Annotated in this window: 16 protein-coding genes; 14 read left to right on the top strand and 2 right to left on the bottom strand. The window is 36.0% G+C overall.

The genetic code is table 11. From position 1 onward, the window contains the following. Positions 1-199: 199 nt before the first annotated feature. From SJY24_RS25090 to SJY24_RS25060, 7 genes are all read left to right on the top strand, one after another. Positions 200-781, top strand: coding sequence for a TetR/AcrR family transcriptional regulator (locus tag SJY24_RS25090; RefSeq protein ID WP_377866580.1), 582 nt, complete (start codon positions 200-202; stop codon positions 779-781). Between the two features lie 2 nt (positions 782-783). Beyond that, the gene (locus SJY24_RS25085; protein WP_377866579.1) at positions 784-951 is read left to right on the top strand and encodes a hypothetical protein; all 168 of its coding nucleotides are present in this window, start codon (positions 784-786) and stop codon (positions 949-951) included. Between the two features lie 79 nt (positions 952-1,030). Then, positions 1,031-1,507 (top strand): PH domain-containing protein, encoded by a 477-nt coding sequence (locus SJY24_RS25080; RefSeq protein WP_000371347.1) that lies wholly within the window; start codon positions 1,031-1,033, stop codon positions 1,505-1,507. Further along, complete coding sequence (locus tag SJY24_RS25075) at positions 1,500-2,939, top strand: PH domain-containing protein (RefSeq protein WP_377866578.1); 1,440 nt, start codon at positions 1,500-1,502, stop codon at positions 2,937-2,939. The genes SJY24_RS25080 and SJY24_RS25075 overlap by 8 nt, the downstream gene beginning before the upstream one ends. A gap of 200 nt (positions 2,940-3,139) precedes the next feature. Beyond that, positions 3,140-3,793: a DUF975 family protein gene (locus SJY24_RS25070; RefSeq protein ID WP_377866577.1), complete on the top strand. Its 654-nt coding sequence runs from the start codon at positions 3,140-3,142 to the stop codon at positions 3,791-3,793. A 219-nt stretch (positions 3,794-4,012) separates the two neighbouring features. After that, entirely contained in the window at positions 4,013-4,450 is a 438-nt protein-coding gene (locus SJY24_RS25065) for a hypothetical protein (RefSeq protein WP_377866576.1), read from the top strand. Next, complete coding sequence (locus SJY24_RS25060; RefSeq protein ID WP_377866575.1) at positions 4,447-4,713, top strand: CPCC family cysteine-rich protein; 267 nt, start codon at positions 4,447-4,449, stop codon at positions 4,711-4,713. Before SJY24_RS25065 ends, SJY24_RS25060 begins: the two co-directional genes overlap by 4 nt. Positions 4,714-4,786: 73 nt before the next feature. Here the strand turns inward: SJY24_RS25060 and SJY24_RS25055 are convergent, their stop codons facing one another. Next, positions 4,787-5,170, bottom strand: a complete 384-nt coding sequence (locus tag SJY24_RS25055; protein ID WP_377866574.1) for a hypothetical protein — start codon at positions 5,168-5,170, stop codon at positions 4,787-4,789. Between the two features lie 241 nt (positions 5,171-5,411). Here SJY24_RS25055 and SJY24_RS25050 point away from each other — a divergent pair, with 241 nt between their 5' ends. The 3 genes from SJY24_RS25050 (at position 5,412) to SJY24_RS25040 (ending at position 7,669) form a co-directional block, all read left to right on the top strand. Beyond that, positions 5,412-5,708 carry a protoporphyrinogen oxidase gene (locus tag SJY24_RS25050; protein WP_377866573.1) on the top strand — a complete coding sequence of 99 codons (297 nt, stop codon included), beginning with the start codon at positions 5,412-5,414 and terminating at the stop codon, positions 5,706-5,708. Positions 5,709-5,781: 73 nt separating this feature from the next. Then, positions 5,782-6,258, top strand: a complete 477-nt coding sequence (locus tag SJY24_RS25045) for a PH domain-containing protein (RefSeq protein WP_001182715.1) — start codon at positions 5,782-5,784, stop codon at positions 6,256-6,258. Then, positions 6,251-7,669: a PH domain-containing protein gene (locus SJY24_RS25040; RefSeq protein ID WP_377866572.1), complete on the top strand. Its 1,419-nt coding sequence runs from the start codon at positions 6,251-6,253 to the stop codon at positions 7,667-7,669. Before SJY24_RS25045 ends, SJY24_RS25040 begins: the two co-directional genes overlap by 8 nt. 130 nt (positions 7,670-7,799) lie before the next feature. Here the strand turns inward: SJY24_RS25040 and hmoB are convergent, their stop codons facing one another. Continuing rightward, a complete protein-coding gene (gene hmoB, locus SJY24_RS25035; protein ID WP_000644084.1) occupies positions 7,800-8,303 on the bottom strand; it encodes a heme-degrading monooxygenase HmoB in 504 nt (167 codons plus the stop codon). Between the two features lie 127 nt (positions 8,304-8,430). On the opposite strand from hmoB, the gene SJY24_RS25030 reads away from it, so the two are divergent. The 4 genes from SJY24_RS25030 to hemY all read left to right on the top strand — a co-directional run bounded on the left by SJY24_RS25030 (position 8,431) and on the right by hemY (position 14,175). Further along, positions 8,431-10,548, top strand: coding sequence for a transglycosylase domain-containing protein (locus SJY24_RS25030; RefSeq protein WP_377866571.1), 2,118 nt, complete (start codon positions 8,431-8,433; stop codon positions 10,546-10,548). A 189-nt stretch (positions 10,549-10,737) separates the two neighbouring features. After that, positions 10,738-11,784 (top strand): uroporphyrinogen decarboxylase, encoded by a 1,047-nt coding sequence (gene hemE / locus SJY24_RS25025; RefSeq protein WP_377866570.1) that lies wholly within the window; start codon positions 10,738-10,740, stop codon positions 11,782-11,784. A gap of 14 nt (positions 11,785-11,798) precedes the next feature. Next, positions 11,799-12,734, top strand: a complete 936-nt coding sequence (gene hemH / locus SJY24_RS25020; RefSeq protein ID WP_000726807.1) for a ferrochelatase — start codon at positions 11,799-11,801, stop codon at positions 12,732-12,734. Positions 12,735-12,753: 19 nt separating this feature from the next. Then, a complete protein-coding gene (hemY, locus tag SJY24_RS25015; RefSeq protein WP_377866569.1) occupies positions 12,754-14,175 on the top strand; it encodes a protoporphyrinogen oxidase in 1,422 nt (473 codons plus the stop codon). Positions 14,176-14,223: the final 48 nt, after the last annotated feature.

The raw sequence follows: 14,223 nt of genomic DNA, 5'->3' as shown, positions 1-14,223 counted from the left end.
GAAGCACTCATAAAGGTGCTTTTTGTGGTTTAAATGGATTAAAGATTACTGTAGTAATTATTGAGGAATATGGCTCGGATCCATAATGTAGATCAAGAAAGTACCATATAGTAGTTTTAATAAAGAAAACTTGCAAATCATTCATTTTCATTTTACAATTTACTTACCGACCGGTAAGTAAAAATAAGTGAGGTACAGTATGACAAAAAATTTACAAACATCGCAGCACATTGTAGAGGCATCATTTAAACTCATGGCAGAGCATGGCATTGAGAAAATGAGTCTTTCCATGATTGCGAAAGAAGTAGGCATATCAAAGCCAGCCATTTATTATCATTTTCCGTCTAAAGAAGTGTTAGTAGATTTTTTATTTGAAGAAATTTTTTCTGAATATTATTTCGTAAATTACTTCGATAAAGACCAGTATACGAAAGAAAACTTTGCAGAAAAGTTAATAGCAGATGGTTTACATATGTTGTCTGAGTATGAAGGTCAAGAAGGCATATTACGCGTTATAAATGAATTCATCGTAACTGCGACGCGAAATGAAAAGTATCAGAAACGCTTATTTGAAATACAAGAAGATTTCTTAAATGGATTCCACGATTTATTGAAGCAAGGTGTGGAACTTGGTGTTGTGTCAGAACATGGAACAGAAGAAAATGCGCATACGTTAGCGCTCGTTATTGATAATATGAGTAATTACATATTAATAGGATTCCAGTTAAAGTATAAAGAAATTTGGATTCGAAATGTGAAAAATGTAATGAAGGAGGACTAAAGATGAAAATGCAAAAAAACTGGTGGCTCGGTTTTCTTGGATTTATTGGCATTTATAAAATTCCAGGTATGATTGAATCTTTTCAAGCGGATAAAGGTTGGTTTGCATTAATCGGTTTCGTGTGGTTACTTTGGTTCGGATATTTTATTCCTGAGAAGAAAGATAATTAAATTTCAATTTTTTGTAAAGTTATGTAAAATATAGATTGAGAGTATTCATATATTAGATTAATAGATTTGGAGTGGTTACATGGATCCATTGAAAAATGAAATTCATCCTGACATGGTCAAGGTGTGGAAAATTCGTGCTGTAATTGAAGAAGGGATAGGTATTCTCGTCATCTTAGTATACCTTTTCCTCATGATAAAGTTTGATTGGTGGGCGTGGATTTTGTATGTGATGGTTGGGTTAACAGTTGCGCTAGCACCATTTTCGTATTTCGTATTCCCGAAACTACGTCAGCGTTATTATAGCTATCAATTAAATGAAGAAGAGCTTGAAATTCAGCACGGTCTTTTCGTCGTAAAGCGCGTATTAGTACCGATGATTCGTGTACAGCACGTTACAATTGAACAAGGACCAATTATGAGAAAACATGGATTAGCAGAATTACATATTTCAACAGCGGCAACTTCGCATAGCATTCCAGGCTTAACGATGTATGAAGCAGAAATGTTAAAAACGAGAATCGCAGAATTAGCGAAAGTGAGTGATGAGGATGTATAAGAGGCAGCATCCAATCACGATGTTATTAGAATTAAAAATAACAGACTTTATACCATTACTTATTTTCATGTTTAGTTTAAATGGAAAGTTTCCATTTTGGTATTTAATTCCCGCTGGATTCGGTTTACTCACCGTCTTTTCAGCGTTTGAAAAATGGTATTACACAACATACTGGGTTGAAAATAACGTATTACATGTTAAACAAGGGCTCTTTGTGAAGAAGGAGAGCTACTTAAATAAAGAACGTGTTCAAACGATTAATACAAGTTCAAACGTGTTATATCAAATGCTTGGTTTAAAGAAAATTCAAATCGAAACAGCTGGTGGAGGCGATGATGCAGAAGTAAGCTTAGCTGGTATTACGGAAGATGAGGCGAAGGAGCTTATTTCCTTACTAAATGAGCCAACTCCAGAAGTGAAAGCAGAAAAAACATCAGAAGAAGTAGTAGAAAAAGAAGTTATGACTGAGGAAAAGCAAGCGACAGAGTACAAATTAACTTTGAAAGAAATTTTATTAGCATCTGTTACATCTGGTCAATTTGGATTGTTATTCTCTTTAATATTTTTCGTTTATAACCAAGTAGATGAATACATTCCGAAATGGATAAAAAATAGCGTAGAGTCGTATGTAATGGATCATGATATATACGGCTGGATTTACATGGTAGCTATTTTACTTGTCGTTTCTTGGATGATATCCACAATTGGTTATGCGTTAAAACACGGAAACTTCACAGTAAATCGAAAAAACGATGAAGTTCGTATTTCTCAAGGTTTGCTTGAAAAGAAAGAACTTGTACTAAAATTGCACCGTATTCAAGGTATTACGATAAAAGAAAGTATTTTACGTCAGCCATTCGGTTATTGTGCTGTGCAAGTAGAAGTCATTCAAAGTAAGGGAATGGGAGAAGAGAAAGACAAAGTCACGCTGCATCCGATTATTCGAAAAGATCGCGTGCAACAGTTACTCGCTCATTTACAATTACCATATGAACTGAATACAAACATTATTGCATTACCAAAAGCAGCCTTGCGCCGTTACTTAATTGATAGTTTTATATTCTTCGCAATGCTAGCAATCCCGCTTACGGGAATAAGCATTTACTTTGAAAAGTATTACATTATGTGGGCGTTGTTACCGCTCGCTATCCTCATCTTTACACTTGGATACGCAACATTTAAAACAAATGGTTATAGTGTAAATGGAGAGCAAATTACGATTGTACATCGTAGTATTGGAAAACATACAGGACTTGTCAGAAGAAGACACGTCCAATCAATTGAAAAAACACAATCATATTTCCAGCGACGAGCGGATTTATGTACCTATAATTTTTCTAGTGCATCATCGAATTATAAATTAGAACATACGAGATTTGAAGATGCGGAGAGAATGCAGGATTGGTATAAGAAGAGAATAAGTGAGAATTAACTTGAAAAAGCTTGCCTATTATGAAAGGCAGGCTTTTTTGTTATAGGAAAATGAGTGACTTAATCCATGTATTAGTACAGCTACAGCACACATATATCAATACATATCAAAAAAAGTAGTATACTTCTATTTAAGGGAAATCTGTGGAATTTTTGATATAAATGGTATACTAATATAGAAAAAGTATTAGGAGGCTATATATGATAAGTCAGTTAAAAAGAGAAGCACTTGATGCATTAAAAGGAAAATGGGGATTAGCGGTAGGGGCAACCTTATTAGTCGGAATCCTTATTGGAGCTGTTGAAATTCTAACCACAGGTATTTTCTCGATGCTTTGGGGTTGGGAAGAAGCAAATGAGTCGCTTACAGTAACTATTATTGCAATGTTTATTATCGGTCCGTTAACAATAGGTGCTTCTTATTTTGTTTTAAATGTAATTCGTGGGACTAATGCTCGTATTGGTCATATATTTAGATGGTTTAACGATGGAAGTAAGTTTATGAAATCGTTTTTAACATATTTACTAATGAATGTGTACTTGATTCTATGGACATTACTTCTTATTATTCCAGGTATTATTAAATCATTTTCTTATTCTATGACATATTTTATTTTGAACGATCATCCAGAATATACAGCGAATCAAGCGATTACTGAAAGTCGTCGTATGATGAATGGACATAAAATGGATTACTTTTTACTATGCTTAAGTTTCTTAGGTTGGTTCATTTTAAGTATTCTTACTTTAGGAATCGGTTTCTTATGGTTAGTACCTTATTTCTATTCGACATCGGCAGCGTTTTATGAAGAGATTTCAAAAGAATATTACAAAAAAGAAGGTACTACTTTCTAATAAAGCATCTAAACCATCTACCCTAAAGAATATAGGGAGCAGATGGTTGAGGTGTTTTGATATGTGTTCTGTTTTCGGGATTCACTTCAGGATATAAGGTATAGGTTTTTATATAGAAATTCTTCCCTCTATGTTTTAGCATAGAGGGTTATTTTTTTATGTAAAAATGATAGAAAATAATGAATAATATATGTAAAGGAAAAAGTGAGGTGAATGAGATTGAGCAAATTTTTAATACCGTATTCATTTGCTATATTAAGTTTCTTTATTTCAGCATCGGCACTTGATTTATATGATAGGATGGGAAAAAATGATGAGATGACTTCGCCGAACATAATTGGAAAAATAATTCAATCTACTGCGCAAATGGGAGTCCTTACATTGTATTTTGGAGCACCTATCATTTTAGGTGGCTGTCTTCTTGGTGAGCTATTGTTTAGAGGTATCATTTTACGATTTAAACTAAGCTATATTATATCTTTATTATTATATTTACTTTTAGCTTTTAGTATTGTTTTCGTAACGGTAGGAATTCCAACTACATATGAAGATTCTAATATTTTTTTCATGGTAATAACTATGATTTGCGCTGTTACATTCTTTGTGGGCCGGAATATATGGGAGAAAAAACAAGTTAATAATGGAGTGATCCAATGAAATGCACTTGTCCATGCTGCGGATATAAAATGTTAGAAGAAGAACCACCAGGTACATATGAAATTTGTAATATATGTTATTGGGAAGATGATCCTGTTCAGTTTAACGATCATGACTTTGAAGGCGGAGCAAATAAGCCCTCGTTAAGGCAAGCACAGAAAAATTTCATTGCATTTGGTGCTTGCGAGGAATGTTTTGTTGGATTAGTTAGAAAGCCGAATAGTGAAGATGTGAAGGATTCTAGTTGGAAGCAAATTTGTTAAATAGCTTTAAATAAAAATGTTATTACTCAATGTAACAAGAGTAATAACATTTTTTTATGCAATGATGAAAGAATTAACGACGTCTTATAAGATAAAACAATAAAGATGATACAGTAATAGGAAGGCCAGTATCCAGAAAGGCATTTAAATTAAAGGATAGAAAATCTCTGTCGTTAAACCATGTAAAGAATAAATGATTGTAGGAAATACCTAGCAGTATAAATAAAGGAATGCCGATTTTTAATTCATGACTTCTTTTTATTTTTTTATAACAAAATTCACCTAATAAACAACCGATAAGAACGGGGATACTGCCAAGAATAATATACATAATGATTGATACCCAAATTGGTCCCCATGAATCTGCAAAATTGGGAACTCGTGTATACTGTAAAACATTTACAATGACGGAGAAAACTAGTAAGCATGTTAAATAGCTAATAGAAAATTTTTTCAATGGAATCATCCTCTTACTATAAGAAGTTATGTAAAATGATATAAAAAAGGCATCTAGCAAAAGTACTAGATGCAAATAAAAACACAAGGGAAGATAAAAATCTTCCCGTTTCCCGTAAGTAATTATATCAAAAAAATTATAAAAAACTAGCTTTATTTTTAATATAATGAATGTGTGAAGCTATGAAAGTAAAAGATTACACTGTTTTTATAGTGTTTTATTGAAAAAAGGAGCTACGTATATGATTAATTTCAAACCAGAAAATTTAAACCAACTACTAAAAGTGACGCTTATAAGTGCGAATAAATCTTATGACGCGATTAAAGATTATGAATTTACGGGAGAAGCAGTAGTATTCCGTGTAGACTTCAAATATATTGACGTTTCTCTAATGATTGTAGATATGTTAGGAAGATCAGCTTCTAAATTTAACATTTTGCCATATGCCCGTCCTAATACGAATGAAATAGATTACATTCAGTTTCATGTGTATTCGATTAATGAAGGGAATTTTAAAGAAATGATCGATACGATGTGAAAACTATAATTTTACAAATATGTATATACCAACTAATATATAATTAATAAATTCATATAATTGGAGTGATGAGATGCAGCCGTTAGAAAGGGAGATTCATTCTAATATGCTGAAAGTGTGGAGAATTCACGCTTTAATTGGGGCGGCAGTTATACTAGCAGTCGTAATTGCGTATTTCTTTTTTATGATCAATTTTAACTGGTGGGGCTGGTTGTTTGGACTATTAGTAACAGGTGCTATTACATTTATCCCACTTGATTATTTTGTATTTCCAAATTTACGTCAACGCTATTATAGTTACAGATTAAATGAAGAAGAGATTGAGATTCAAAAGGGAATGTTCGTTGTAAAACGAGTACTTATTCCGATGATGCGCGTGCAGCACGTAACGATTGAGCAAGGACCAATTATGAGAAAGTATAATTTAGCAGAATTACATATTTCAACAGCGGCAACTTCTCATAGTATTCCAGGCTTAACGAAAGAAGAAGCAGAACAGCTGAAAAGACAAATTGGAGAGCTTGCGAAAGTGAGTGATGAGGATGTATAAGAGGCAACATCCGATTACGATATTATTAGGTATTCGAATTGCGACTTTGTTGCCTTTTATTTTTCTTGTTTTATTTCGTTCAGATGGTGAAGTAGAACCTTGGTATTTCTTACATCTTGTTCTTTTGTTTGTATTATTTATTATGGCTATTTTTTCAGCTGTAAAATGGTTTTTCAAAGTATACTGGGTTGAAAATAATATTCTACATATTAAACACGGTGTTTTTGTGAAGAAGGAAAGTTATTTAAATAAAGACCGTGTGCAAAACATTAGTACATCTTCTAATGTCATTTATCAAATGCTTGGGCTTACGAAATTAAATATAGAAGTAGCGGGCGGCGGTAGTGAGCCGGAAGTGATGTTAGCTGGTATTAAAGAAGATGAAGCGAAGGAACTGATTGCTTTATTAAATAAAAAAAGAAGCGCTGCGAGTGAAGAAGTACCCATGGCAGAAGAAAGTAAGACGATTTATCAGTTAACGATGAAAGAGATTTTAGTAGCTTCCATTACGTCTGGTAGATTCGGATTAGTGTTTTCTGGATTACTTCTTATTTACACAGAGTTTAATCAATTTCTTCCAGAATGGCTCATAAATAAAGTGGAAGCGTATGTGATGGATAACGGTGTATATGAATTAATCGTTATGGCCGCGATTTTAATGGCAATTTCGTGGGTCATTTCTACGGCTGGCTATGCATTAAAATACGCGAACTTTAAAATTGAGCGAAACGGAAATGAAATTCGCATCGTTCAAGGGTTATTTGATAAGAAAGAGTTTGTGTTAAAATTACACCGCATTCAAGCGATTACTGTAAAAGAAGGAATTCTCCGCCAGCCTTTCGGTTATTGCTCTGTCGAAGTGGAAGTCATTCAAAGTATAGAAGCGGCAGGGAATGAAGTGATGTTACATCCTTTTATGAAGAAAAAAGATGTACAGCAGTTACTTGCCTATTTACAGTTGCCATATGAAATAGAAGAAGAAATCGTTCCTTTACCGAAGGCTGCATTGCGCCGTTATATTATTATGGGATGGATTACAAGTGCCGTACTCACAGTGCCGATCGCCGGTGCGAGTATATATTTTAAACAAAATATTGCGTTATTCACCCTGATACCACTATTTATCGTATTTAGGTTACTTGCATACGCTAGATATAAAAGTGGTGGATATATGATACGAGAAAATCAGTTAGTAATGGTGCACCGAGGTCTCGCGAAATACACAGGAATCATGAGAAGAAGGCATGTTCAAGTAGTCGGATATAATCAGTCGCATTTTCAAAAGAAAGACGAGTTATGTACAGCTGCTTTAGCGGTGGCAGGACATGGTTATAAAGTGAAGCATATGCGAAAAGAAGACGCGCTTCGCATATATAATTGGTATAAAGAAAAAGGAAACACCGGTGTGTAACGGTGTTTCCTTTTTTGTCGTTAAATCGATGTCTTTAGTTGAATCGTTGATATATTTCAAGATGTGATAGATATATTCGGAAAATCGTTAATATAATTTCACGTATTGCCGGTGTTGTACTACTTTTTAATTAAACTAAAACATCAAAAGTAGTCACGAAAGAAGGACGAGAGAAAATGCTTTTTTGCTGTTCTGCATGTGGATGCGCCTGAGCCTGAGCTTGTCCCTCTGCTTGTGCAGGACGTTTTTTATGAGCGTTTTCGAATGAACGTGATTCTGTCCAGTCTTTAAAGTTTTGCTCAGTTTCCCACATCGTTAAGATGACATATGTATCGTTACTTAATGGGCGAAGAACGCGGATCGCTTGGAAACCAGGTTCGTTTTCGATAAGGCCTGCGCGGTTTTTAAAACGGTTTTCAAATACTGGGCGACCTTCGTCTGTTACCGAAATGTTGTTACAAACGATATAGCCAGGTTGTCCTTTAAATTCTCCAACAGCGTCTAATACGTCATACTGAAGTGCCGATTCTACAGATTCTTCTGTATTTTCTTTATAAAACATATCTTTTTCGTTATTTTTTGCAGTGAAATGTGCTTGTTCTAGAGGTGTTTCGTATGAAATAATAGCCTTCATTTTAATGCCCCCTTTATAGTTTGTCTCTATTATATCAATTCTCTTAAAAAACTTCGAAGATTATATACATAAAGATACTTCTTTTTCAAATAATAAATGTACCATCATTTGGAAAGAAGGCCGATGTATGAAGAAAGCAAAGTGGACTTTATTAGGCGGGTTAGCAACGTTTGTAGTAGCAATTGTACTTTATAAACTTATTGTGTTAGCTGGTGGCTATATGATGGATGAAAAGCAGCTTGTTTTCCACTCTTCATCACGTATCGTTGACCAGAAAGGGAAAGAAATTACGAAATTATATGTAGAAAATAGAGAGCTCGTGCCGATCGAAGAAATTCCAAAGTATGTGCAGCAAGCATTTGTTACGGTGGAGGATTCTCGTTTTTATGAGCATCAAGGAATTGATTATCCTTCTATATTTAGGGCGCTTTATAAAGACGCGTTAGCTGGAGAGAAGGTGGAAGGCGGTAGTACGATTACGCAGCAACTAGCTAAAAATGTCTTTTTAACTCGCGAAAAAACATTTACACGTAAATTGAAAGAGGTCGCAATTTCTCTTCAATTAGAGCAAAAATATACGAAGCAGCAAATTCTTGAAATGTATATGAACCATATTTATTTTGGCCATGGAGCATATGGAATTCAAGCGGCGGCAAAGTTGTATTTTAATAAAAATGTAGAAGATTTAACAGTAGAAGAGGGGGCGATGCTTGCAGGACTTCCGAAAGCGCCAAATGGCTATTCACCGTACTTATCTCCAGAAAAGAGTAAGGAACGCCGTGATCTTGTTTTGTCACTTATGCATAAACAAGGCTATTTAACAGCGGAAGATAGTGTTCGTTATCAAGGGAAAACAATCGCTCTTTATAAAAATTCAGATGAGCGTGAACTCGCATATATGCCGTATATCGATATGGTTATAGATGAAGCAGCACGTTTATATGGTTTGTCTCATCAAGAAGTGCTTCGCGGAGGGTATACGTTTGTCGTGCCGATGGATGAAAAAATTCAAAAGGTAGCATATAACCAGTTTCAAGATGCGAGAAATTTCCCTGGTAAAGAAAACGGGGCGCAAGGTGCATTTTTATTAATGGATAACCAAACTGGCGGAATTAAAGCAGCAATTGGCGGAAGAGAGTATGTTCCGAGAGGGCTTAATCGTGTTTTTGCAAAAAGGCAGCCTGGTTCTGTTTTAAAGCCGCTTATCGTGTATGGACCAGCACTTGAGACGAAAAAATATAATCCATATTCTTTATTAACGAATGAAAAAAGTTCGTTTGAAGGCTATGAACCTCGAAATTATAATCATGAGTATACGAAAGAGATGACGATGTACGATGCGGTATTAGAATCAGCAAACGTGCCAGCTGTTTCTTTATTAAATGAATTAGGGGTAGATGAGGGAAAGCAATATTTAGAGAAAGGAAATGTTCATATTGCGGACTCAGGTTTAAGCACGGCACTTGGCGGGCTTAAAAATGGTGTTTCTCCATTTGATCTTGTTAAAATGTACCGCTCTTTTTTAGCGAACGGGAATATTATTGAACCACACGTTATTGATAAAGTGTTAAATAGACACGGTGCAGTTATTGGAGAATCATCAAAAGCTGAAACGAAAGTCTTTTCAAAGCAAACGGCATGGTACATGACAAAGATGCTGGAAGGAGTTGTGAAAGAAGGTACGGCGAAAGCTGGTGTATATAATGGAGCTTTAGCTGGAAAGACAGGCACAACTTCATTGCCGAATGATGATCGGGGGGCGCGCGATATGTGGTTTGTAGGATATACACCGAATTTAGTAGGGGCAGTTTGGATTGGCTATGACCGCACCGATAAAGAGCATCAATTACAAGATGGAAATGCATCTGCAACGATGTTATTTAAAAAGATTTTAATGAAAGCAAACATACAAGATAAAGCGAGTTTTCATAGGCCAAAAGGTGTTGAAACAATTGGACTGCCAATTCGTTTAGATAAGATTAAAAACGTGGAAGCAAAACTAGCATTTAGTCCTTTCGGTTTATTTGCGATGAAACTAAGCTGGACGCCGCTTCCTGATGAGCGAATTATGTACCGGATTTATAAAGTTGAAAAAGGAATTCATACTCATGTTGGGACGGTAAAAGGAGCTGGGAAATATGAGGAAAAGTTTATTAACATATTCTCAAAACCGAGTTTTTACGTTGTGCCATTTAACACACAAACGAACCGTGAAGGAGAAAAGTCAAAAGTAGCTAAACCGTAGTTTTTCTCTGTGCTATAATAAGAATGTTGTGAAAATAGTAAGCGGTTTTACGAACATTTGTGTCAATTTCATGAACAACGTACATAATGTTATGCATTTTGTTTTTACAAGCTGTATAGTAAAAAAAGATAAATATCGGAATAGAACGTATTTAAAGCAAAAGCATTGGTAGGGAAGGGAGCAAGGGTCTTGGTAAGAACTATAAATGAGACATTTTTAAAAGCATGTAGGGGGGAACGTACAGAGTATGTACCAGCATGGTATATGCGTCAAGCAGGTCGTTCACAGCCGGAATATAGAAAGATAAAAGAGAAATATTCTTTATTTGAAATTACACATAATCCAGAATTATGCGCTTATGTTACAAAGTTGCCAGTTGATCAATATAACGTAGACGCAGCAATTCTTTATAAAGATATTATGTCACCACTACCTGCAATTGGTGTTGATGTGGAAATTAAATCTGGTATTGGCCCAGTAATCGATAATCCAATTCGTTCTTTACAAGATGTAGAAAAATTAGGGGAAATCAATCCAGAAGATGACGTACCTTACATACTAGATACAATTCGTTTATTAACGACAGAAATGTTAGATGTACCGTTAATCGGTTTTTCAGGAGCTCCATTTACGTTAGCGAGCTATATGATTGAAGGCGGTCCTTCTCGTAACTACCATAATACGAAAGCGTTCATGTATGCAGAGCCGAAAGCTTGGTTCGCATTAATGGATAAGCTTGCAGATATGGTTATTACATATTTAAAAGCGCAAATTAACGCAGGAGCAAAAGCGGTTCAAATTTTCGATTCTTGGGTTGGAACAGTAAATGTAGCGGATTACCGTATATTTATTAAACCAGCGATGGAGCGTATTTTTGCAGAAGTTCGCCCGATGGGTGTTCCGATGATTATGCATGGCGTAGGTGCTGCACATTTAGTGAATGAATGGCACGACTTACCTCTTGATGTAGTAGGTTTAGATTGGCGCTTACCGATTGAAGAAGCACGCGCCCGCGGTGTTCACAAGGCGGTACAAGGAAATATGGACCCTTCGTTCTTACTAGCACCATGGTCTGTTATTGAAGAACATGTAAAAGGTATTTTAGATCAAGGGGTGAAAGAGCCTGGTTATATCTTTAACTTAGGTCACGGTGTATTCCCAGAAGTAAATCCAGATACATTAAAACGCTTAACTACATTTATTCATGAATACTCTAAAGAACAGTTAGCGAAGTAAAGGAGATTGGCTGTATGAAAAAGAAAATTGGTTTGCTTGTAATGGCATACGGAACGCCGTATAAAGAAGAAGATATTGAACGTTACTATACACATATTCGCAGAGGAAGAAAGCCAAGTCCTGAAATGCTAGAAGATTTAACAGAGCGTTACCGTGCAATTGGTGGTATTTCTCCTTTAGCTACTATTACATTAGAGCAAGCTAAAAAGTTAGAGACGCGTTTAAATGAAGTACAAGATGAAGTAGAGTACCACATGTATCTTGGCTTAAAACATATCGAACCGTTCATTGAAGATGCAGTACAAGCTATGCATAAAGATGGAATAGAAGATGCAATTGCACTCGTTCTTGCCCCTCATTATTCTACTTTTAGCGTGAAGTCGTATGTAGGACGAGCGCAAGAAGAAGCAGAAAAACTTGGAAACTTAACAATTCACGGCATCGATAGCTGGTATAAAGAACCGAAATTTATTCAGTATTGGGTCGATGCAGTGAAAGGTATATATAACGGTATGTCAGAAGCAGAACGTGAAAAAGCTGTGTTAATCGTATCTGCACATAGCTTACCAGAGAAAATTATCGCACTGGGCGATCCATATCCAGATCAACTAAATGAAACAGCTGACTATATTGCAAGAGGCGCTGAAGTAGCAAATTATGCAGTTGGCTGGCAAAGTGCCGGAAATACACCAGATCCTTGGATTGGTCCAGATGTACAAGATTTAACGAGAGAATTAAATGAAAAGTACGGCTACAGTTCATTCGTATATGCACCAGTTGGATTTGTTGCGGAACATTTAGAAGTTTTATATGACAATGACTTTGAGTGTAAAGTTGTAACGGATGAAATTGGCGCAAAATATTATCGTCCAGAAATGCCAAACGCATCGGATGCATTTATTGACTGTTTAGCAGATGTTGTATTAAAGAAAAAAGAATCTGCATTGTAGGAAGAAAGGGGGAGCTTACTTGAGGAAAAAAGTTGTGATCGTCGGCGGTGGTATAACAGGCTTATCGACAGCGTATTACTTACAAAAAGAAATTCGCGAAAAAAACTTGCCGATAGATACATTGCTTATAGAAGCGTCTGGTAAACTTGGCGGGAAAATTCAAACCGTTCAAAAAGATGGATTTACAATTGAACGTGGCCCTGATTCTTTCTTAGCAAAAAAAGAGGGTGCAGCTAAATTAGTGAAAGAATTAGGACTTGGCGATGAACTTGTAAATAATAAGGCCGGTCAATCATTTATCCTTGTAAATAATCGGTTACATAAAATGCCGAGCGGATCAATGATGGGAATTCCAACGCAAATTACGCCGTTTCTATTTTCCGGATTGTTCTCCCCAATTGGTAAATTAAGAGCTGGTTTTGACTTATTAATGCCAAGGTCAAAACCAGTTTCTGATCAATCACTCGGGCAGTTTTTCAGACATCGCCTCGGAAATGAAGTCGTTGAAAATTTAATTGAGCCATTATTATCTGGTATATATGCAGGGGATATTGATGAAATGAGTTTAATGTCAACATTCCCTCAAATTTATCAAATCGAACAGGAGCACCGTAGTATTTCACTCGGTATGCGTACGCTCGCTCCGAAGCAAGAGAAGGCTGAAGTGAAAAAAGGAATCTTTAAAACTGTGAAAACCGGTTTAGAATCTATAGTAGAATCTCTTGAAGTGAAGATTCCTAATAATATGGTAATAAAAGGAACGCGTATTGAGAAAGTTGCGAAACTTGGTGATGGCTATACGATTACTCTTAGTAACGGAAAAGAAATGGAAGCAGACGCGATTGTAGTTGCAGCACCACATAAAGTATTGCCATCTATGTTTGCACAGTACAAGCAGTTTCGTTTCTTCCGTAACATTCCATCTACATCCGTTGCAAACGTGGCGCTTGCTTTCCCGAAGTCTGCCATTCAGCGCGATATTGATGGTACCGGATTTGTCGTATCAAGAAATAGTGATTACACGATTACGGCGTGTACGTGGACACATAAAAAATGGCCACATACAACGCCAGAAGGAAAAACGCTTCTTCGTTGTTACGTCGGACGCCCAGGTGATGAAGCGATTGTTGAACAAACGGACGAAGAAATTGTGCAGCTTGTATTAGAGGACTTACAAAAGACAATGGATATTACAGAGGATCCAGAGTTTACAATTGTAAGCCGCTGGAAAGAAGCGATGCCTCAATATACAGTAGGTCATAAAGACCGAATGAAGAAGCTCACAACATTTATGGAAAGCGAGTTGCCAGGTGTGTACTTGGCAGGTAGTTCTTACGCTGGCGCTGGTCTTCCAGATTGCATTGAGCAAGGTGAGAGAGCTGCAAAGTGTGTGCTAACTCATTTAGAGAAAGTAATCGAGACTGAATTAGTCGCAAATTAAAATATTCCAAACAAACCGCCTTCAATTAGATTGAAGGCGGTTTGTTTA

It is taken from the genome of Bacillus sp. R86525 (assembly GCF_042466195.1).
GTDB classification, from domain to species: domain Bacteria; phylum Bacillota; class Bacilli; order Bacillales; family Bacillaceae_G; genus Bacillus_A; species Bacillus_A nitratireducens.
The sequence above is the reverse complement of the archived record's forward strand: the minus strand, read 5'-3'. Positions and strand labels throughout refer to the sequence as shown.

Excerpts from the sequence above, each read along its gene's own strand:
- SJY24_RS25045 (WP_001182715.1), top strand. The coding sequence starts at position 5,782 with ATGCAGCCGTTAGAAAGGGAGATTCATTCTAATATGCTGAAAGTGTGG.
- SJY24_RS25030 (WP_377866571.1), top strand. The coding sequence starts at position 8,431 with ATGAAGAAAGCAAAGTGGACTTTATTAGGCGGGTTAGCAACGTTTGTA.
- SJY24_RS25080 (WP_000371347.1), top strand. The coding sequence starts at position 1,031 with ATGGATCCATTGAAAAATGAAATTCATCCTGACATGGTCAAGGTGTGG.
- hemH (WP_000726807.1), top strand. The coding sequence starts at position 11,799 with ATGAAAAAGAAAATTGGTTTGCTTGTAATGGCATACGGAACGCCGTAT.
- SJY24_RS25070 (WP_377866577.1), top strand. The coding sequence starts at position 3,140 with ATGATAAGTCAGTTAAAAAGAGAAGCACTTGATGCATTAAAAGGAAAA.
- SJY24_RS25090 (WP_377866580.1), top strand. The coding sequence starts at position 200 with ATGACAAAAAATTTACAAACATCGCAGCACATTGTAGAGGCATCATTT.
- SJY24_RS25050 (WP_377866573.1), top strand. The coding sequence starts at position 5,412 with ATGATTAATTTCAAACCAGAAAATTTAAACCAACTACTAAAAGTGACG.
- SJY24_RS25085 (WP_377866579.1), top strand. The coding sequence starts at position 784 with ATGAAAATGCAAAAAAACTGGTGGCTCGGTTTTCTTGGATTTATTGGC.
- SJY24_RS25060 (WP_377866575.1), top strand. The coding sequence starts at position 4,447 with ATGAAATGCACTTGTCCATGCTGCGGATATAAAATGTTAGAAGAAGAA.
- hmoB (WP_000644084.1), bottom strand. The coding sequence starts at position 8,303 with ATGAAGGCTATTATTTCATACGAAACACCTCTAGAACAAGCACATTTC.
- SJY24_RS25040 (WP_377866572.1), top strand. The coding sequence starts at position 6,251 with ATGTATAAGAGGCAACATCCGATTACGATATTATTAGGTATTCGAATT.
- SJY24_RS25075 (WP_377866578.1), top strand. The coding sequence starts at position 1,500 with ATGTATAAGAGGCAGCATCCAATCACGATGTTATTAGAATTAAAAATA.